This window comes from Lachnoanaerobaculum gingivalis (genome assembly GCF_003862475.1).
In the GTDB taxonomy this organism is placed as follows: domain Bacteria; phylum Bacillota; class Clostridia; order Lachnospirales; family Lachnospiraceae; genus Lachnoanaerobaculum; species Lachnoanaerobaculum gingivalis.
The window spans coordinates 137,507-155,857 of sequence record NZ_RRCO01000001.1 but is presented as its reverse complement, the minus strand read 5'-3'; the positions used below and the strand labels follow the sequence as shown (position 1 = coordinate 155,857).

Annotated in this window: 17 protein-coding genes; all 17 read left to right on the top strand. The window is 36.9% G+C overall.

What is annotated here, in order from left to right; translation table 11 throughout:
* Position 1: 1 nt before the first annotated feature.
* The 17 genes from EHV10_RS00710 (at position 2) to EHV10_RS00630 (ending at position 18,344) form a co-directional block, all read left to right on the top strand.
* Positions 2-1,243 (top strand): BaiN/RdsA family NAD(P)/FAD-dependent oxidoreductase, encoded by a 1,242-nt coding sequence (locus EHV10_RS00710; RefSeq protein WP_128672965.1) that lies wholly within the window; start codon positions 2-4, stop codon positions 1,241-1,243.
* The gene (gene cmk, locus EHV10_RS00705) at positions 1,224-1,889 is read left to right on the top strand and encodes a (d)CMP kinase (RefSeq protein WP_128672964.1); all 666 of its coding nucleotides are present in this window, start codon (positions 1,224-1,226) and stop codon (positions 1,887-1,889) included. The genes EHV10_RS00710 and cmk overlap by 20 nt, the downstream gene beginning before the upstream one ends.
* Entirely contained in the window at positions 1,886-2,734 is an 849-nt protein-coding gene (gene ispH, locus EHV10_RS00700) for a 4-hydroxy-3-methylbut-2-enyl diphosphate reductase (protein WP_128672963.1), read from the top strand. Before cmk ends, ispH begins: the two co-directional genes overlap by 4 nt.
* On the top strand, positions 2,715-3,821 hold the full coding sequence (gene rpsA, locus EHV10_RS00695; protein ID WP_128672962.1) for a 30S ribosomal protein S1: 1,107 nt from the start codon (positions 2,715-2,717) through the stop codon (positions 3,819-3,821). The genes ispH and rpsA overlap by 20 nt, the downstream gene beginning before the upstream one ends.
* Before the next feature lie 74 nt (positions 3,822-3,895).
* Positions 3,896-4,735, top strand: a complete 840-nt coding sequence (locus EHV10_RS00690; RefSeq protein ID WP_128672961.1) for a CPBP family intramembrane glutamic endopeptidase — start codon at positions 3,896-3,898, stop codon at positions 4,733-4,735.
* Between the two features lie 5 nt (positions 4,736-4,740).
* Positions 4,741-5,763 (top strand): cobalt-precorrin 5A hydrolase, encoded by a 1,023-nt coding sequence (gene cbiG, locus EHV10_RS00685; RefSeq protein WP_128672960.1) that lies wholly within the window; start codon positions 4,741-4,743, stop codon positions 5,761-5,763.
* Positions 5,744-5,992, top strand: a complete 249-nt coding sequence (locus tag EHV10_RS00680) for a hypothetical protein (protein WP_128672959.1) — start codon at positions 5,744-5,746, stop codon at positions 5,990-5,992. Before cbiG ends, EHV10_RS00680 begins: the two co-directional genes overlap by 20 nt.
* Positions 5,993-6,135: 143 nt before the next feature.
* Positions 6,136-7,128: a phosphate acyltransferase PlsX gene (gene plsX, locus EHV10_RS00675; protein ID WP_128672958.1), complete on the top strand. Its 993-nt coding sequence runs from the start codon at positions 6,136-6,138 to the stop codon at positions 7,126-7,128.
* A gap of 13 nt (positions 7,129-7,141) precedes the next feature.
* Positions 7,142-7,375, top strand: a complete 234-nt coding sequence (gene acpP / locus EHV10_RS00670) for an acyl carrier protein (RefSeq protein ID WP_007592858.1) — start codon at positions 7,142-7,144, stop codon at positions 7,373-7,375.
* Positions 7,376-7,666: 291 nt separating this feature from the next.
* Entirely contained in the window at positions 7,667-8,365 is a 699-nt protein-coding gene (gene rnc / locus EHV10_RS00665; protein ID WP_128672957.1) for a ribonuclease III, read from the top strand.
* Positions 8,356-11,913, top strand: a complete 3,558-nt coding sequence (smc, locus tag EHV10_RS00660; RefSeq protein ID WP_128672956.1) for a chromosome segregation protein SMC — start codon at positions 8,356-8,358, stop codon at positions 11,911-11,913. The genes rnc and smc overlap by 10 nt, the downstream gene beginning before the upstream one ends.
* Before the next feature lie 9 nt (positions 11,914-11,922).
* Positions 11,923-12,852 carry a signal recognition particle-docking protein FtsY gene (gene ftsY / locus EHV10_RS00655; RefSeq protein WP_128672955.1) on the top strand — a complete coding sequence of 310 codons (930 nt, stop codon included), beginning with the start codon at positions 11,923-11,925 and terminating at the stop codon, positions 12,850-12,852.
* Between the two features lie 44 nt (positions 12,853-12,896).
* Positions 12,897-14,126 (top strand): threonine ammonia-lyase, encoded by a 1,230-nt coding sequence (gene ilvA, locus EHV10_RS00650; protein ID WP_128672954.1) that lies wholly within the window; start codon positions 12,897-12,899, stop codon positions 14,124-14,126.
* On the top strand, positions 14,119-15,444 hold the full coding sequence (locus EHV10_RS00645) for a chloride channel protein (protein WP_128672953.1): 1,326 nt from the start codon (positions 14,119-14,121) through the stop codon (positions 15,442-15,444). The genes ilvA and EHV10_RS00645 overlap by 8 nt, the downstream gene beginning before the upstream one ends.
* 10 nt (positions 15,445-15,454) lie before the next feature.
* The gene (gene dapA / locus EHV10_RS00640) at positions 15,455-16,336 is read left to right on the top strand and encodes a 4-hydroxy-tetrahydrodipicolinate synthase (RefSeq protein WP_128672952.1); all 882 of its coding nucleotides are present in this window, start codon (positions 15,455-15,457) and stop codon (positions 16,334-16,336) included.
* Complete coding sequence (gene dapB, locus EHV10_RS00635) at positions 16,336-17,088, top strand: 4-hydroxy-tetrahydrodipicolinate reductase (RefSeq protein WP_128672951.1); 753 nt, start codon at positions 16,336-16,338, stop codon at positions 17,086-17,088. The genes dapA and dapB overlap by 1 nt, the downstream gene beginning before the upstream one ends.
* 2 nt (positions 17,089-17,090) lie before the next feature.
* A complete protein-coding gene (locus EHV10_RS00630; protein ID WP_128672950.1) occupies positions 17,091-18,344 on the top strand; it encodes a tRNA(Met) cytidine acetate ligase in 1,254 nt (417 codons plus the stop codon).
* Positions 18,345-18,351: the final 7 nt, after the last annotated feature.

Below are 18,351 nucleotides of genomic sequence, written 5' to 3'. Positions count from 1 at the left end.
AATGGCAAAAGTAATAATAATAGGCGGAGGTGCGGCAGGAATGATAGCAGCATACTCCGCTGCTTTAACATCAAAGCAGGTAATACTGCTGGAGAAAAACGAAAAACTCGGTAAAAAGATATTTATTACAGGCAAGGGCAGATGTAATCTTACAAATGCTTCAGACATGAATATAGTGATGGAAAATGTTGTAAGTAATAAAAGATTTTTATTCAGTGCATTTAAAAACTTCACAAATGAAGATATTATGAATCTTGTGGAGAACAACGGAACGAAGCTTAAGATTGAAAGAGGAAACAGAGTATTCCCTGTCAGCGACCATTCCTCGGATATAATAAAGTCGCTTGAAAATGCCATACGAGATTTGCATGTGGATATAAGGCTTAATACAAAGGTGGATGAGCTTATAATAGAAAATGACAGATGCATCGGTGTGGCAATCGGAAAAAATAAAATTATGGCTGATGCCGTAATAGTGGCTACAGGAGGAATGTCCTATCAGGCTACAGGCTCCGACGGTGACGGATACAGATTTGCAAAAGAGGCAGGCTTAAGTGTAAGTAAACTCTATCCTTCTTTAGTACCTTTTAATATAGAGGGTGAGAGAATAAAAGCATTGCAGGGACTTTCTTTAAAGAATATTCATGCTTATATCTACAATGACAAAAAACTTGTATATGACGAATTCGGTGAAATGCTTTTCACACATTTCGGAGTGAGTGGACCTGTAATAATATCCGCATCTGCAGTTATCGGAAACAAGAATATAAAAGGTTACAGATTGAGTATCGATCTAAAGCCGGCTCTGGATGAGGAAAAGCTTGATGAAAGAATTCTTAGAGATTTTACGGAGCAAAAAAATAAAAGTTTGAAAAACTCTCTAAATAAGCTCTTTCCTGCAAAGCTGATAGATGAGGTCATATTTCAAAGTAAACTCAATCCCGATAAAAAGGTGAACTTACTTACAAAAGAGGAAAGACATAGTCTTGTTCATGCTACAAAAAATCTTGAATATGTGATAAGCTCTACAAGAGGCTTTAATGAGGCTATAATAACAAAGGGTGGAGTTGAAGTTTCACAAATAAATCCTAAGACTATGGAATCAAAGAAAATAAAGGGGTTGTTCTTTGCAGGTGAGGTGCTTGACTTGGATGCATTCACAGGCGGTTATAATCTTCAGATAGCATGGTCAACAGGATATGCGGCAGGAGAAGGAGCAGGAAATGAACAGTATAGCGATTGACGGACCTGCGGGAGCGGGTAAGTCGAGTATAGCAAAGGCTTTAAGTAAAAGACTTGGTTATATTTATATAGACACAGGTGCAATGTACAGAGCTGTAGCGTTTTTCTTTTTGGAGAATGATGTAAAGGACGGTACGGACAGCAGAATAGAGAGTCTTTTGGAAAAGCTTGAAATAAGTATAAAGTACGAAGACGGTACACAGAAAGTTATCCTAAACGGAGAAGATGTCACAGGTAAGTTAAGACTTGAAGAGATAGGAAAGCTGGCAAGTAAATTCAGTGCCATAGGCAGCGTAAGAGAAAAGCTGGTGGCACTTCAAAGAAAACTGGCACAAAAAGAAAATGTAGTGATGGACGGCAGAGATATAGGTACCGTAGTACTTCCAAATGCCGGTTTAAAGATTTATTTAAGTGCAAGTTCAAAAGTCAGAGCTAAAAGAAGATATCTGGAACTTTTAGAAAAAGGACATACGGATTTGGACATAAATGAGATAGAGGATGAGATAATAAAAAGGGATGAAGCCGATATGAACAGAGAAATATCACCTCTAAAGCAGGCTGATGATGCTTATTATCTGGATTCATCCGATATGACACTTGAAGAGGTGGTATCAAAGATACTGTCAATGGTAAAAGAGGAAAGATGAAAGTCGAATTAGCAAAAAGTGCCGGTTTTTGCTTTGGAGTTGAGAAAGCGGTAAATACCGTATATGAAGAAGCCAAAAAAGGCAATGATATAGTCTATACTCTGGGACCCATAATTCACAATGAGGAAGTTGTGAAGGATATGAAAAAAAGAGGTGTGGAAGCCGTTAGAATAGAAGATTTGGCTTCACTGCCGAAGGGAACTGTAATCATACGTTCACATGGGGTAAGCAGAGAGATATTTAATTTTGTAAAAAGAAGCGGACATAGAGTGGTAGATGCCACCTGTCCGTTTGTAAAAAAAATTCATGCCATAGTTTCCGTACAAAGCGGCAAAGGAAAAACTGTGGTAATAATAGGAAATCCCGAGCATCCTGAAGTAATGGGAATAAGAGGCTGGGGAGATGAAAATACCTATGCGGTTGAAAACATCGAACAATTTATAAATTTAGAATTAAAAAAAGATAAAGAAATAATAATTGTAGCTCAAACGACATTTAATCATAAAAAATTTCAAGAAATCATTGATAAAATATCGCTTTTGGGTTATGATGTAAGATGTTTTAATACGATTTGCAATGCAACACAGGAAAGACAAGCTGAGGCAAAAAATATAGCATCAAATGTGGATGCCATGATAGTTATCGGAGACAAAAAAAGCTCCAATACAGGCAAGCTTGTGGAAATATGTCAGGAAGAATGTAAGAATACAGTTTTTATTCAAACTCTTGAAGACCTAGATTATGATGCTTTACTTTCTGTGGATAGTGTAGGTATTACGGCAGGGGCGTCAACCCCAAAACATATCATTGAGGAGGTTCAAAATATTGTCAGATCTAAGTTTTGAACAAATGTTAGATGAGTCATTCAAGACTCTACACACGGGAGAAGTTGTCAACGGTAAGGTAATTGATGTTAAGGAAGATCAGATCATTCTTAATGTCGGATTTAAGTCAGATGGTATCATCACAAGAAGTGAATATAGTAATGACAACAGTTTAGATTTAAGAACAGTTGTAAATGTCGGTGATGACATGGAAGCAAAAGTCTTAAAGATAAACGACGGAGAAGGTCAGGTTCTCCTCTCATACAAGAGATTGGCTCAAGATAGAGGTAATAAGAAGCTTGAGGATGCTTTCAACAACCATGAGGTTCTTACAGGAAAAGTTATACAGGTAGTTGAGGGTGGTCTCAGTGTAGTGGTAGAGGATGCAAGAGTATTTATACCTGCATCACTTGTATCAGATACATTTGAAAGAGATTTATCTAAATATAAGGATACAGAGATTGAGTTCGTTATCACAGAGTTCAATCCTAAGAGAAGAAGAATCATCGGTGACAGAAAGCAGCTTCTTGTAGCTAAGAAGGAAGAGCAGAAGAAGGCTTTATTTGAGAAGATAACACCGGGTGATGTAATTGAAGGTACAGTAAAGAATGTTACAGATTTCGGAGCATTTGTTGACCTTGGCGGTGCAGACGGTCTTTTACATATCTCAGAGATGAGCTGGGGTAGAGTAGAGAATCCAAAGAAGGTATTTAAGTCGGGTGATACCGTTACAGCCTTCATTAAGGATATCTCAGGAGAGAAGATTGCACTTTCAATGAAGTTCCCTGATCAGAATCCATGGCTTGACGCTGAAGAGAAGTTCGCACGTGGAAATGTTGTTAAGGGAAAAGTTGCAAGAATGACAGACTTCGGAGCATTCGTTGAGATTTCAAACGGTGTCGATGCATTGTTGCATGTATCTCAGATTTCACACGACCATGTTGAAAAACCTTCAGATGTACTTAAGGTAGGAGATGAGGTTGAGGCAGTTATCGTTGAGTTCAACGAGGCTGATAAGAAAATTTCATTAAGTATCAAGGCTTTAACACAGGCAAATGAAGAGCTTGAGAAAGAGAACGCAAGAAATTCAGAGTCTAGCGAAGAATAAGAAATACTTTAGTTAATCCAAGGTCGTAGGTGTTTTCATCTGCGACCTTTTTAAAGGGAAAAATAAGGAGATATATGAAGAGAAATTATAGAAATATAGTGTTTTGGTGTATTGTAGTTGCACTTTTATACCTTAGTTACGAGTGGCTCAGTGATATTATATTCAGAGGATTTAATTATCTGGATGTAAAATACATGATAGTACCTGATGTACTTTTGCCGAGTATAAATGCTTTTGTGGATACATTGATATCTGTGGTGCTTATTGTTATCTACCTGATATTGGCTGTTTTTATAGTGAAAAAGCATGAAAAAGGAATTAAACTCGGATTTGTAAAAGGATTTATTTTCTGTATTGTAATGGGATTTGCATTCTATGGTATAGCAGGTCTTTGGTTTGAAATAGTTGACAGATTTTTGGTAGCAATACCTTTTATAGCTAAAAATGCAGAATATTTTTCAGGAGTATATGACGATCTTGAGTCAGGAGCATATATCTGGTCATTACTTTCAATATCAATTATAGGACCTATAGTTGAGGAGATACTTTTCAGACTTCTTATCTTCAATTCTCTTGAGAGAATAACAAAGAGTCCGTGGTTTGCAATAATTGTATCGGGAGTATTATTCGGTATCTGGCATATGATCTTTGTTCAGAGCGTATATACGGCGATAATGGGCTGCATTATGGGACTTATTTACTACAAAACAAGAAATATTTTTTACACAATTTTTATACATATGGTAAACAATACAATAGGAAATCTGCCTCACGCTCTTGATACCGATTTGGTAAATACGGCTATAAACCATATATCATATGCTATGGTTATTCCGGCTATTATTTTGCTTGTTATTTTCTGCTTAAAGAAACCTGAAACAAGTGAAACCGAAACATATACATACGGATTATAAAAGATATGAATATAACTGTTTTTTCATTTACAAAAAATGGTGAAGATATAAATATCAGATTGATGGATATATTAAAGAATAACAATATATCATCATATACAATGCCAAAGTATATTTCAGACAGTAGAATGAAAGCCTTTACGGATTTGAAAGAAACAGTAAAAGAGCATTTTAGTGATGATGCAATTATTTTTGTCGGAGCTACAGGAATTGCGATAAGAAGCATTGCACCATATGTAAAAGATAAATTTAGTGATCCCGCGGTACTTGTTATAGATGAGCTTGGCAGATATGTGATATCTTTGCTCTCAGGACATGTGGGCGGTGCAAATGAATTGGCGGAATATATAGGAGGGGCACTTGGTGCCACTCCTATTATTACTACAGCCACTGATATAAACGGAGAATTTGCGGTGGATGTATTTGCTAAAAAGCATAGTCTAATAATCTCATCAAGAAAACTTGCAAAAGATGTGAGTGCCGCATTGCTTGATAAAAAAGCTGTGGATATTGACAGTGATATTGACGGTATAAATGTGGAAGATATCCAAAAGAAATTGAATCCTTTAAATGAGGACTGTGAACTTAGAGTAAGGATTACCGACAGAGTTTATGATGACGATGTACTGACTCTTATACCCAAGGATATATATCTTGGCGTGGGATGTAAAAAAAATACTAATTCACAAAAAATGTGGGATTTTGTAAATGAAGTACTAAAAGAAGAGGGCATTGATATAAGAGCCGTAAAAGCTGTAGGAAGCATTGATATAAAGAAAGATGAAAATGCAATCAAAGAACTTGCCGACAAACTCTTAGTTCCATTTAATACTTTTTCAAAGGATGAATTAAATGAGGTCGAAGGAGAGTTTAACGAATCTGATTTTGTAAAACAGACTGTAGGTGTAGGAAATGTATGTGAAAGATCGGTTCTTATACAGTGCAATAATCTTATACTTAAAAAGACGGCAAAAGACGGAATGACTCTTGCGATAGGACGGGGGTTATATGGTATATCTGATAGTTGATAAAAAAAATGAAAATGATTTTGAAAAAATAAATTATTATAAAATTTATTTGCAGAATATCTATCATGATGATGTAGAATGTATCATAGAAGACAACAGGGTAATTACACCTCTAGGCAAAGAGGGGGAAGCTTTGGAAGAAAAGGGAAGAATCGTAAGAAAGAAACTGTCCGGTGCAAAGGCGGTATATCTTTTGCGTGACAAGGAGCTTACGGTGTTAAGGATTTGACGGACAAATTATTAGACTATAAATACAGGTTATACCAAATATAACAAAAATATTTTTGATATTAACAATTTCATATTGCGAATATTTTTCTATTCATATATGATACAATGGTATCAAAGTAAAACTTACTTTCGAGGTGTGTTATGGTTACAGTTGCATTAGATGCAATGGGTGGAGATTATTCACCCGAAGAAATAATAAAAGGGGCGTTTGATGCCTTAAAGAAAGATAAAGACATTAATGTTATTTTAGTCGGTAAGAAGGAGGTTTTAGAGGGGAAGATAACTGAAGAGTATAAGGACAGATGCAGTGCGGTTTACGCAACAGAGGTAATAACAAATGAGGAAGCACCTGTAGCGGCTATCAGAGCAAAGAAAGATTCATCGATAGTAGTGGGAATGAACCTTGTAAAGGAAGGTAAGGCGGACGGATTTGTAAGTGCCGGAAGCACAGGAGCCGTTCTTGTAGGCGGACAGCTTATAGTAGGCCGGATTAAGGGAATACTTAGACCTGCACTGGCGCCGCTTATTCCTACAGAAAAAGGTGTGTCTTTGCTTATAGACTGTGGTGCAAATGTGGATGCAAGGGCTGAACATCTGGTTCAGTTTGCCAGAATAGGTTCATTGTATATGGAAAAAGTAATAGGTATAAAAAATCCGAGAGTCGGCATTGTAAATATAGGTGCCGAGGAAGAAAAAGGAAATGCTCTTGTAAAAGAGACCATGCCGCTTTTGAAAGAGTGTGATGATATCAACTTCATCGGCAGCGTAGAGTCAAGAGAGATACCTAAGGGCGGTGCCGATATTATAGTTTGTGAAGCATTTGTGGGTAATGTTATACTAAAGCTTTATGAAGGCTTGGGTTCTACACTGCTCGGTAAGATAAAAGATGCTTTGATGAAAAATGTCTTTACAAAGATAGGTGCAATGATGATAAAATCATCATTAAAAGAGACATTGAAGTCCTTTGATGCGAGTGAATACGGCGGAGCGCCTTTGCTTGGTTTGAATGGCCTTGTGGTAAAAGCACATGGTAATTCAAAGGCAAATGAAATTTGTAATTCAATTTTGCAATGCAAGAGCTTTAAAGAAGAAGCTTTGAGTGATATTATAAGAGAAAAAATGACAAAGAATTAGAATGGAGAAAAAAATGGAGTTTGAGAAATTAAAGAAAATTATCGCTGAGGTTTTAAATATTGATGAGAGTACAATTGAACTTAATTCAGCTTTTGTAGACGATTTGGGAGCCGATTCACTTGACCTGTTTGAGATTATCACAGGAATTGAAGAAGAATTTGAGCTTGAGATACCTCAGGAAGTTGCAGAGAATATTCATACTGTAAATGATGCGGTAGAAGAAATAAAGAAGGCAACCGGTAATTGACTCCTGGATGAAAGATAATGAGGCTATTAACCATTATGAGTTATTATCGCTTATATTTTACAATCCTAATCGCAACACTTTCTTAAAGCTTCGCAGGATTTTACGCAGTCTGCGGAACTCGTTTGTTCGCTTGAAGAGCAGCGAACTGCACTCAAACAGGTCCTCGACTGCTGAATCCTGTCTCGCTTTACGAAAGTGTTAAACGCTACAAGGATTGTAAAATAAGAAGCATAATATTTAATCTAATGATAATAGCCTCTTTTATAAAATTAGAAATAGTAGAGGGTTTGTATGAATAATAATTTAAATGAATTACAGGAATTATTAGGATATGAGTATAAGAATAAAGAGCTTTTGAGTCAGGCACTTACTCACAGTTCATATGCAAATGAGCATCAGCTCGGTAAAAACGGGTCAAATGAAAGACTTGAGTTTTTGGGGGATGCCGTTTTGGAACTTGTAAGCAGTGAATTTTTCTATGGAGTCTACCCGGATAAGCCGGAGGGTGAGCTTACAAAAATAAGAGCGAGTTTTGTTTGTGAACCGGCTTTGGCGGATTGTGCCAAAAATATAAAACTAAGTAAGTTTTTAAAACTTGGAAAAGGCGAGGAACATACAGGCGGAAGGATGAGACCCAGCATTATAAGTGATGCATTTGAGGCACTCATCGGCAGCATCTATTTAGATGGTGGTTTTGCTAATGCAAAAGAGGTGATTTTAAAATTCATTCTGAATGAATACGAAAATAAAGTCTTCTTTTATGATAGCAAGACTATATTACAGGAAGTGATTCAATCACAGGATTCTAAAACTGTGGAATACGCCCTATTATCTGAAGAGGGGCCCGATCATTTAAAAAAATTCGTAGTTGCGGTAAAAATTGACGGTAAAACAATAGGAATGGGAGAAGGTGTAAGTAAAAAGTCGGCGGAACAGGCGGCAGCCTATGAAGCACTAAAAAAATTGGGGAAAATTGAAGAATGTATTTAAAACGTATTGAAATTCAAGGATTTAAATCCTTTGCAAATAAAATTGTATTTGATTTCCACAATGGAATAACCGGTATTGTAGGACCGAACGGCTCAGGAAAAAGTAATGTTTCGGATGCGGTAAGATGGGTACTTGGTGAACAGAGTGCAAAGCAGCTCAGAGGCGGAAATATGCAGGATGTCATATTTGCAGGGACCGAGCTTAGAAAACCGCTGGGATTTGCATATGTTGCGATTACTTTGGATAACTCCGATCATAAGCTTGATATCGACTTTGAAGAAGTTACGGTTTCAAGAAGGCTTTTCAGATCCGGAGAAAGTGAGTATATGATAAACGGTTCCGCCTGCAGGTTAAAGGATATCAGTGAGCTTTTCTTTGATACAGGTATAGGTAAGGATGGATATTCCATTATAGGACAGGGACAGGTAGATAAGATACTCAACGGAAAACCTGAAGAAAGAAGAGAACTTTTTGACGAGGCTGCAGGCATCACAAAGTTTAAAAGAAGAAAAGGTCTGGCTCTAAAAAAACTGGAGTCTGAGAGAGAAAGCCTCGTGAGAGTAAACGATATTCTTACAGAGCTTGAAAAACAGGTTGGTCCTCTTGAAAGACAGGCAAAGGTTGCCAAAGAGTTTTTAGCATTGCGTGAAGAACTGAAAACCTTTGATGTGAACAGCTATATAATGGAGTATGACAGCATAACACAAAACCTGAATGAATATAAAAAGAGAGAAAAACTTCTTTCAGATGACTTAAACGATGCAAAAGCTTCACTTGAAAAATCGAAACTGGACTATGAAAATATCACTGCAGATTTAAAAAAGATAGATGAAGAGCTGGATGAATTAAGAAATACAAGAAGTACTACAAGTATTACATTGCAGGAAATCACTTCTCATATTGAAATCTTAAAGGAGCAGATAAATTCCGAAAACAAGAATAATGAAAATCTTGCATCCAGAGGCGAGAATATAGACAGTGATATAGAAAAAAAGCAAAAAGAGCTTGATAAACTTGAAGAGGAAAAGAATTCTTTACAAAGGCTTTTAAATGAAGCACGAGAAAAAGAAAACAGTGTTTTTAAGGAACTTGAAAATATTGATAAGAATATCAATGAACTCACAAAAAGACTTGAAGATTTAAAAAATGCTTCAGAAGAGTTTAACTCAAAGAATGCCGATCTTAGAGCAAAGAAGGAAAGATATAAAGGTATCCTTGAGCAGGTACGACTCAGAAAATCTCAAATGACACAGAGACTTTTGGAGAGTAAAACAGGACAAAATACTTTAGAGATAAAGGTTGAAGAAGAGGATAAAAATCTTTCAAAGATAAACGCTTCGATAGATGCCGTCAATGAGGTAAAGAAAGAGCTTGAAAATAAAAATGAAGCAATTCATACGGAGATAACAAGATTTGCAAAGGTGGCATCGGACTTGCAGATAAAATACCAAAGAGAATCCGCAAGACTCACTTCGATGAAAAATATTGCCGAAAGATATGAGGGATATGGCAATTCCATAAAAAAAATTATGGAGACCAGAGACAGAATCGGCGGTATTCACGGAGTTGTTGCAGATATTATCAAGGCATCACAAAAGTATGAGATTGCCATAGAAACGGCTCTCGGAGGAAGAATTCAGAATATAGTTACAGATTCCGAGAACACAGCAAAGATTCTTATTGACTATATTAAGAAAAATAAATACGGAAGAGCCACATTCCTGCCGCTGTCTTCAGTAAGAAATTCAACATTTTCAAATAAAGAATTTCTAAAAGAAAAAGGTGTTATAGGAATAGCATCGGAGCTTGTAGAGTTTGACAGTGATTATGTAAATTTGGTAGGAAGCCTACTAGGTAAGATTGTTGTTATCGACAATATTGATAATGCAATCGCATTTGAAAAGAAGTTCAGATATGAGTACAGAGTTGTTACACTTGACGGTGAGTCTTTAAGTCCCGGAGGTTCTATAAGCGGTGGTGCTTTTAAAGGGGCAGGAAATCTGCTTGGTAGAAAGCGTGAAATAGACGAACTTGAAGCTGAAATAACAGAACTTTTAAAAAATTATACAGAGACAAATGATAAGGTGGAAGGCTTCAAGGCTGAGAGAAATTCTATAACTGCAAAACTTGAAGAAAACAGAGTACAGAGCCAGGAACTTATTATTGAAAAAAATAATATAGAGCATAGAAAAAACAGTCTTATAGAGAAGCTTGATGAATTAAAGACTTCATCTGTTTCCGTTCAGACAGATTTTGAAAATATCGACAATGAACTTACAGAAATAGAAAATGAGACCAAGAGACTTGATAATACACTTCTTAATGTAGGCGAGGACTTTGGAAAAGTCGGAAAAGATATTGAAAGTATTGAAAAAGAAATCCAAAGCCATAGAAGCAAAAGAGAAACTGTGGTTGAAAGACTTAATTCTTCAAAGCTTGAATATGCAAATATATCGCAGCGACTTGAATTCAGCGATGAGAATGTAAACAGAACAAAAGCGGATATGGATGCTCTTATAGCCGAAAAATCAGGGCTAAAGGGTAAGGCCGAAGATATCATAAGAAACATAACGGAGAAAAATCAAAGAATTGAAGAAGAGCAAACGGCAAGAGAGGAACTTGCTCAAAAAATAGAGGAGCTTAAGAAAAAAGAAGAAGAGCTGAGTGAAATCAAGGAAACAAAGAGTAAGTCACAGAATAAGATATTTGAAAACAGAGATGTTTACAGTGACAGGGTTTCACTTCTTGACAGAGATATCTATAGGCTAAGAGGTCAGATAGAAAAATCTGAAGAAAGAATTTCAGAGAGAACAAACTATATGTGGAATGAATATGAACTCACATATAATTCTTCTTTGGAGCTAAAGACTGATACAGGTATGAGTTTAAATGATATCAGAGCAAAGATACAGGAACTCAGATCAAAAATCAAAGCTCTTGGAAATGTAAATGTAAATGCCATTTCAGATTACAATGAAGTTTCGGGAAGATATGAGCTTATGAAAAAGCAACATTCGGATATCTTAGAAGCTGAAGAGACTTTGATAAAGATTATTGAAGAACTTGATATTGCTATGAAAAAGCAGTTCGCTGAAAAGTTTGAAGAAATAGCCAAAGAATTTGATGAAGTATTTAAGGAGCTCTTTGGCGGTGGTAGCGGTAAGTTGGTACTTGAAGAGCAGGATGATATGCTTGAAGCTGGTATTGCAATTATTTCACAGCCGCCGGGAAAGAAACTTCAAAATATGATGCAGCTTTCAGGAGGCGAGAAGGCGCTCACAGCTATTGCACTTCTTTTTGCAATACAAAATCTGAAACCTTCACCTTTTGCGCTTCTTGACGAAATAGAGGCGGCTTTGGATGATTCAAATGTAGACAGATTTGCAAAGTATTTGCATAAGTTGACAGATCATACACAATTCATAGTAATTACACATAGACGTGGTACTATGGTATCTTCGGACAGACTTTATGGAATTACTATGCAGGAAAAAGGAGTTTCAACACTTGTTTCAGTAAATCTTATAGAGAATGAATTGGATAATTAGGAGTTTGACATGGAAGAAAAGAAAAGAGGATTTTTTTCGAGGCTGGTAGAAGGCCTTACAAAGACAAGAAATGCCGTTGTAAGCGGAATAGAAAATGTCTTTCTTGGATATGATGTAATAGATGAGGATTTTTATGAGGAGCTTGAAGAGACACTTATTATGGGTGATATCGGTATCAGAGCTTCCACAGATATCATAGAAGAGCTCAGAAAAAGAGTAAAGGAAGAACATCTGACTTCACCTTCACAGTGTAAAGATGTGCTTATTGAAACTATAAAGCAAAGAATGGATCTGGGTGAGAATGCTTATGAATTTGAAAACAGAAAATCCGTAGTATTTGTTATAGGTGTAAACGGTGTAGGAAAGACCACATCTGTAGGAAAGCTTGCAAGTCAGCTTAAAAAAGACGGAAAGAAAGTACTTGTGGTAGCCGCGGATACTTTCAGAGCCGCGGCAATAGAGCAGCTTGAAGAGTGGACAAAGAGAGCCGGTGTGGATATAATCGCTCAAAACGAGGGTTCGGACCCGGGAGCAGTGGTATTTGACGCCTGCAAAGCCGCAATAGCAAGAAATACCGATGTAATGATAGTCGATACGGCAGGAAGACTTCACAATAAGAAAAATCTTATGGAAGAGCTGAAAAAGATAAATAAAATAATTGAAAGAGAATATCCGGATGCCTACAGAGAGACATTGGTAGTGCTTGACGGTACTACAGGACAAAATGCACTTGAGCAGGCAAGGGTATTTAATGAAGCCGCAAATATAACAGGAATAATACTGACAAAACTTGACGGAAGTGCAAAGGGAGGTATTGCCGTAGCAATACAGGCTGAGCTTTCAATTCCGGTAAAGTATATCGGTGTGGGGGAGAAAATAGACGATTTACACAAGTTCGATTCACAGGAATTTGTAGATGCACTGTTTAGTAATGAGTAATAAAAAAGCTGTTACAAATTATTAAAAATAGAATCGAGGCAATCATGAAGGAATTTACATTAGAAAAATTTGAAGAAGCCAGCGAGCTGGTGCAAAAAGTTACATCGGAGACCAAGCTGGTTTTCAGTGAGTTTTTTTCAGAGCAATCAGGAAATAAAGTATTTTTCAAGCCTGAAAATATGCAGTATACAGGAGCATACAAGGTAAGAGGAGCATACTATAAGATATCGACTTTATCTGAAGAAGAAAAGAAAAAAGGAATTGTAACGGCATCGGCAGGTAACCATGCACAGGGAGTGGCATATGCCGCAAAACTTGCAGGGATAAAGGCTACAGTATTTATGCCTACCACAACACCTCTTATAAAGATAAACAGAACAAAAAACTACGGTGCAAATGTAGAACTTTACGGAGATGTATTTGATGAGGCGGCCACAAAGGCTATGGAGTATGCCAAAGAGAGTGGGGCAACCTTTGTGCATCCTTTCAATGACTTGACAGTGGCTACAGGACAGGGAAGCATTGCCATGGAAATAATAAAAGAGCTTCCTACTGTAGACTATATACTGGTACCGATAGGTGGCGGTGGCCTATGTGCAGGAGTGGCAACACTTGCAAAGATGTTGAATCCGAATATACATGTTATAGGTGTCGAGCCTGAAAATGCGGCATGTATGAAGGCATCTATAAAAGAAGGACATATAATAACTTTGGATTCCGCAAATACAATTGCAGACGGAACCGCGGTAAAGACACCGGGGGATAAGCTGTTTAATTATGTCAAAGAAAATGTGGATGATATTATAACTATCAATGACAATGAGCTTATAGTTTCATTTCTTGATATGGTGGAAAACCACAAGATGATAGTTGAAAATTCAGGTTTACTTACCGTTGCCGCACTGAAACATCTGAATGTAAAGGGAAAAAAGATAGTGTCAATTCTAAGCGGCGGGAATATGGATGTTATAACAATGGCATCACTTATACAGCATGGTCTTATTGAGAGGGGCAGAATATTCACCGTTTCGGTGCTTTTGCCGGATAAGCCGGGTGAGCTTGCAAAGGTGGCGGACCTTTTGGCAAGTGAGAGAGGAAATGTTGTAAAGCTTGAGCATAATCAGTTTATAAGTATCAACAGAAATGCTGCAGTAGAGCTTAGAATCACTATTGAAGCCTACGGAACGGAGCATAAGAAACAGATAGTTGAAAGATTGAATAAAGAGGGATATAGACCAAAACTTGTAAGGAGTAAGGGAACTTATAATGCTTGATGAAAAAGTAAATGTAGATTTCAGAGGATTTTTAAATAAATTTCATTTTAAAACCAATATAATTTATTGCATAAAATGGGGGATAGTTTCAGTTATAATAGGAGTAGTTGTAGGTGTTGCGGGCTCAAGCTTCGGACATGCCATAGATTTTGCGACAAGAATCTGGAGAAGTCACAGCTATACACTTTACCTTATGCCTATAGCGGGACTTTTGATTGCGTTGCTTTATCATTTTATACATGCCGACAATCCAAGGGGAACCAACTATGTAATTGATTCAATCTCATCAGGAGAAAGACTGCCTTTAAAGATGGCACCGGCTATTTATATATCATCATTTCTTACACATTTGACTTCAGGAAGTGCGGGAAGAGAAGGTGCGGCATTGCAGATAGGCGGAAGTATCGGAAGTTTTATAGGAAGAAGACTAAAGCTTGGACAGAGCAAATTTTCAGATAAGGCCGATATAAATATTGCAATAATGTGTGGAATGGCGGCATGCTTTTCGGCACTTTTCGGAACACCGATTACAGCATCAATATTCAGTATGGAAATATTCAGCGTAGGTGTAATGTATCATGCGGCACTTATTCCATGTATACTTTCATCATATGTTGCGGTATATATTGCAGGACTTTTACATACACCTGAAGAGAAATTTATATTACAAAATGCGCCGGAGTGGAGCCTTAGGATGGTATTATTTATGATATTACTTGCGGCTTTAAGCGCAACGGTGGCTATATTGTTTTCTGTAGTGATGCATGAAAGTGCGGATCTTTATAAAAAATATTTTAAAAATCATTATATTAGGATTGTAGTTGCATCAATTTTATTTATAATATTAACTATAATCTCGGGAAGCAGAGATTATAACGGAGGCGGATTTTGGCTGATAGAAAGAAGTATGGAAGGAGATGTGAGATACGAAGCATTTCTTATGAAAATACTTTTTACTGCAGTAGCCCTTGGAGGAGGCTTTAAAGGTGGAGAGATAGTTCCGACATTTGTTATAGGAGCAACCTTCGGAGGTGCTTTTGCAAAGGTGTTCGGACTTCCGTATGAGCTATGTACCGCATGTGGAATGATTGCATGCTTTGTGGGAGTAACCAACTGTCCGATAGCTTCCATTTTTATGGGAATAGAGTTTTGCGGTAGCCTCGGACTTAATTATTATGCTATAGTAGTGGGAGTCAGTTTCGTTTTATCAGGCTATTACGGATTATACAGTTCGCAAAAGTTTGCATACTCAAAGACAGAAGCGAGATATGTAGGTTCAGATGCAATAAGTATCAGAAAGAAAAGACAAAACAGTTAGGAGGTCATTTATGGCTATATTTGAAGGAGCAGGTGTTGCGCTTATTACACCTATGAATGAAGACGGTAGTGTAAATTACAATAAATTGGAGGAAATACTTGAGGAGCAGATAGCAGGCGGTACGGACTGTATTATTGCATGCGGTACAACAGGCGAAGCGTCAACTCTTACGGTAGAAGAACATTTAGACGTTATAAAGAGAACAATTGAGATAGTAAATAAAAGAATTCCGGTAATTGCAGGTACAGGTTCAAATTCTACAGAAACTGCTGTAGAGTTTTCAAAAGAGGCACAGGAATACGGTGCGGACGGTGTACTTGTGGTTTCACCTTATTACAATAAAGCTACACAAAAGGGACTTATACAGCATTTCAGCGCAATAGCAAATGCAATAGATATTCCTGTAGTACTCTACAATATTCCGGGAAGAACAGGAGTAAATATAGAGCCTGAGACTATTGCATACTTGGTAAATAATGTACCTAATATAGTAGGTGTAAAAGAGGCAAGCGGAAACTTCTCAAATGCTGTAAAGACCTTGAGATTATGTCCTGAGATAGATATGTATTCAGGAAATGACGACCAGGTGGTTCCGCTTATGAGTATCGGAGCAAAAGGAGTTATTTCAGTATTGTCAAATGTAGCTCCAAGACAGACACATGATATGTGTCAGGCCGCACTTGACGGTGATTTTGTAAAGGCAAGAAAGATGCAGATAGAGGCTCTTGACGTTGTAGAGAATTTGTTTACAGAGGTAAATCCTATACCTGTAAAGGCTGCAATGAACTTACAGGGAAAGAATGTGGGACCGCTTAGACTTCCGCTTACACAGATGGAAAAGGCACACGAGGATGCTTTAGCTAAGGCTATGAAGGAGTATGGTATATTATAATGACTAAAATAATATTAAACGGTGCAAACGGAGCTATGGGTAAGGTGGTTAGCGAGCTTATAGCTTTGGATTCTACTGTTGAAATAGTGGCGGGAGTTGATTTAAATACTGATGTGAATCGGGACTTCCCGGTATTTGATGATATAAGAAAAATAGATATAGAGGTGGATGCTGTAATTGACTTTGCTTCAGTGAAGGCTGTGGATAATCTTCTGGATTTTATTGAAGAGAAAAAAATACCGGCCGTCATCTGTACTACAGGACTCAGTGAAAAACAGATTGAAAGAATCAACGAACTTTCAAAAGCTACAGCAATACTTCGCTCCGCAAATATGTCTTTGGGTATAAACACTTTATCAAAAGTTTTGGCACAGATAGCTCCTACACTTAGAGCTGCCGGCTTTGATATAGAGATAGTGGAAGCACATCACAGAAGAAAACTGGATGCACCGAGCGGTACGGCTATTTTACTTGCAGATGCGGTAAATGAAAATATGGATGAAAAACTTTCTTATACATATGACAGAAGCACTAGACATGAGCCTAGAAGAGCTGATGAGATAGGTCTTTCTGCTGTAAGAGGCGGTACAATAGTCGGAGATCATGATGTGATCTTTGCAGGTGAAGATGAGGTCATCACATTTAGTCACAGGGCATATTCCAGAAAGATATTTGCAAACGGTGCAATATCCGCAGCAAAATTCTTACAGGGAAAGACTACAGGACTATATGATATGAGCGATGTGATTTAAATATGAAGATATTGGGGATTATTGCGGAATATAATCCTTTCCACAAAGGACATGAGTATCAAATAAAAAAAGCTAAAGAAATTTCAGGCGCCGATTACATAATCGCAATTATGAGCGGAAATTATGTACAAAGAGGAGCACCGGCTATATTTGATAAAAGCATAAGAACAAAGATGGCGTTAAATGCCGGAATTGATGCGGTTTTTGAAATTCCGGCTCTATTTAGCACAGCAAGTGCAAATGATTTTGCAGGATATGGAATAAGCCTTTTAAAAATACTCGGAGCAGACTTTATATCATTCGGTGCGGAAAATGATAATTATAAACTTCTGGATACTGTTGCCAAAGTTTTGACAGATAAAGAGCAGGAGCTTGCAGTAAAAAAACATATGGAAGCCGGTCTTAACTATGCCAAAGCAAGGCATAATGCAATACTTGAGGAACTTAAAGAAAGTAAAGAAGATATAAATGAAATAAAAAAATTACTGGCTTCTCCGAACAATATACTTGCAATAGAGTATTTAAAAAGTATAAGAATTAATAATGTAGCTATAAAGCCTGTTATAATCAGCAGAAGCGGCAGCGGTTATCATGAAAAGGAGATAGAAGAAAACAAGTTTTCATCTGCTACAGCTATAAGGAGACTTGTAAGCGAATCAAACTTTGATATATTTAACGACAGCATTAAATCAGCCATACCGGATAAAAATATTAATCTGTTTAAAAACAGCAAGTCGATATTTGATGATGATTTTTTATTTACTGTTCAAAGAAGTATACTGGAAAAGCTAGGTAAGGGTGAAGATCTCTCAGCATATTGTGATGTTTCAAAAGAACTTGCCAATACTGTAGAAAAAAATATATTTGAACTTGAAAATAAGAGCTACAGCGATTTTATATTAAAACTGAAGAGTAAGAATTTTACTTATACAAGAATAAGCAGAGCTATATTTCATTTGCTTTTAAATCATAAAAAAAATATGTTGGAAGATATAAAGTCGGAGAAAAATATGGCCGCCTATCCTCTTCTTTTAGGTTTCAAAAAAGAGGCAAGCGAGCTTTTATCAGAGCTGAAAAAGAGAAGTGAGCTTCCAATAATCAGTAAGATAAGTAATGCCAAGTATATATTAAGTCCTGTAAGTCTTAAAATATTTGAAAACAATATTTATGCCGATTTTTTATATAATTCGATTTACTTTGAAAAATATGGTGAAAAGCTTTGTAATCCGTACAGAAGGAATGTGGTTATGGTATAATTTTTAC

Bases quoted from the DNA above. Each gene is read 5' to 3' on its own strand.
- ispH (WP_128672963.1), top strand. From the start codon at position 1,886: ATGAAAGTCGAATTAGCAAAAAGTGCCGGTTTTTGCTTTGGAGTTGAG.
- EHV10_RS00690 (WP_128672961.1), top strand. From the start codon at position 3,896: ATGAAGAGAAATTATAGAAATATAGTGTTTTGGTGTATTGTAGTTGCA.
- cbiG (WP_128672960.1), top strand. From the start codon at position 4,741: ATGAATATAACTGTTTTTTCATTTACAAAAAATGGTGAAGATATAAAT.
- EHV10_RS00680 (WP_128672959.1), top strand. From the start codon at position 5,744: ATGGTATATCTGATAGTTGATAAAAAAAATGAAAATGATTTTGAAAAA.
- smc (WP_128672956.1), top strand. From the start codon at position 8,356: ATGTATTTAAAACGTATTGAAATTCAAGGATTTAAATCCTTTGCAAAT.
- rnc (WP_128672957.1), top strand. From the start codon at position 7,667: ATGAATAATAATTTAAATGAATTACAGGAATTATTAGGATATGAGTAT.
- dapA (WP_128672952.1), top strand. From the start codon at position 15,455: ATGGCTATATTTGAAGGAGCAGGTGTTGCGCTTATTACACCTATGAAT.
- ftsY (WP_128672955.1), top strand. From the start codon at position 11,923: ATGGAAGAAAAGAAAAGAGGATTTTTTTCGAGGCTGGTAGAAGGCCTT.
- acpP (WP_007592858.1), top strand. From the start codon at position 7,142: ATGGAGTTTGAGAAATTAAAGAAAATTATCGCTGAGGTTTTAAATATT.
- dapB (WP_128672951.1), top strand. From the start codon at position 16,336: ATGACTAAAATAATATTAAACGGTGCAAACGGAGCTATGGGTAAGGTG.
- EHV10_RS00710 (WP_128672965.1), top strand. From the start codon at position 2: ATGGCAAAAGTAATAATAATAGGCGGAGGTGCGGCAGGAATGATAGCA.
- ilvA (WP_128672954.1), top strand. From the start codon at position 12,897: ATGAAGGAATTTACATTAGAAAAATTTGAAGAAGCCAGCGAGCTGGTG.
- EHV10_RS00645 (WP_128672953.1), top strand. From the start codon at position 14,119: ATGCTTGATGAAAAAGTAAATGTAGATTTCAGAGGATTTTTAAATAAA.
- EHV10_RS00630 (WP_128672950.1), top strand. From the start codon at position 17,091: ATGAAGATATTGGGGATTATTGCGGAATATAATCCTTTCCACAAAGGA.
- cmk (WP_128672964.1), top strand. From the start codon at position 1,224: ATGAACAGTATAGCGATTGACGGACCTGCGGGAGCGGGTAAGTCGAGT.
- plsX (WP_128672958.1), top strand. From the start codon at position 6,136: ATGGTTACAGTTGCATTAGATGCAATGGGTGGAGATTATTCACCCGAA.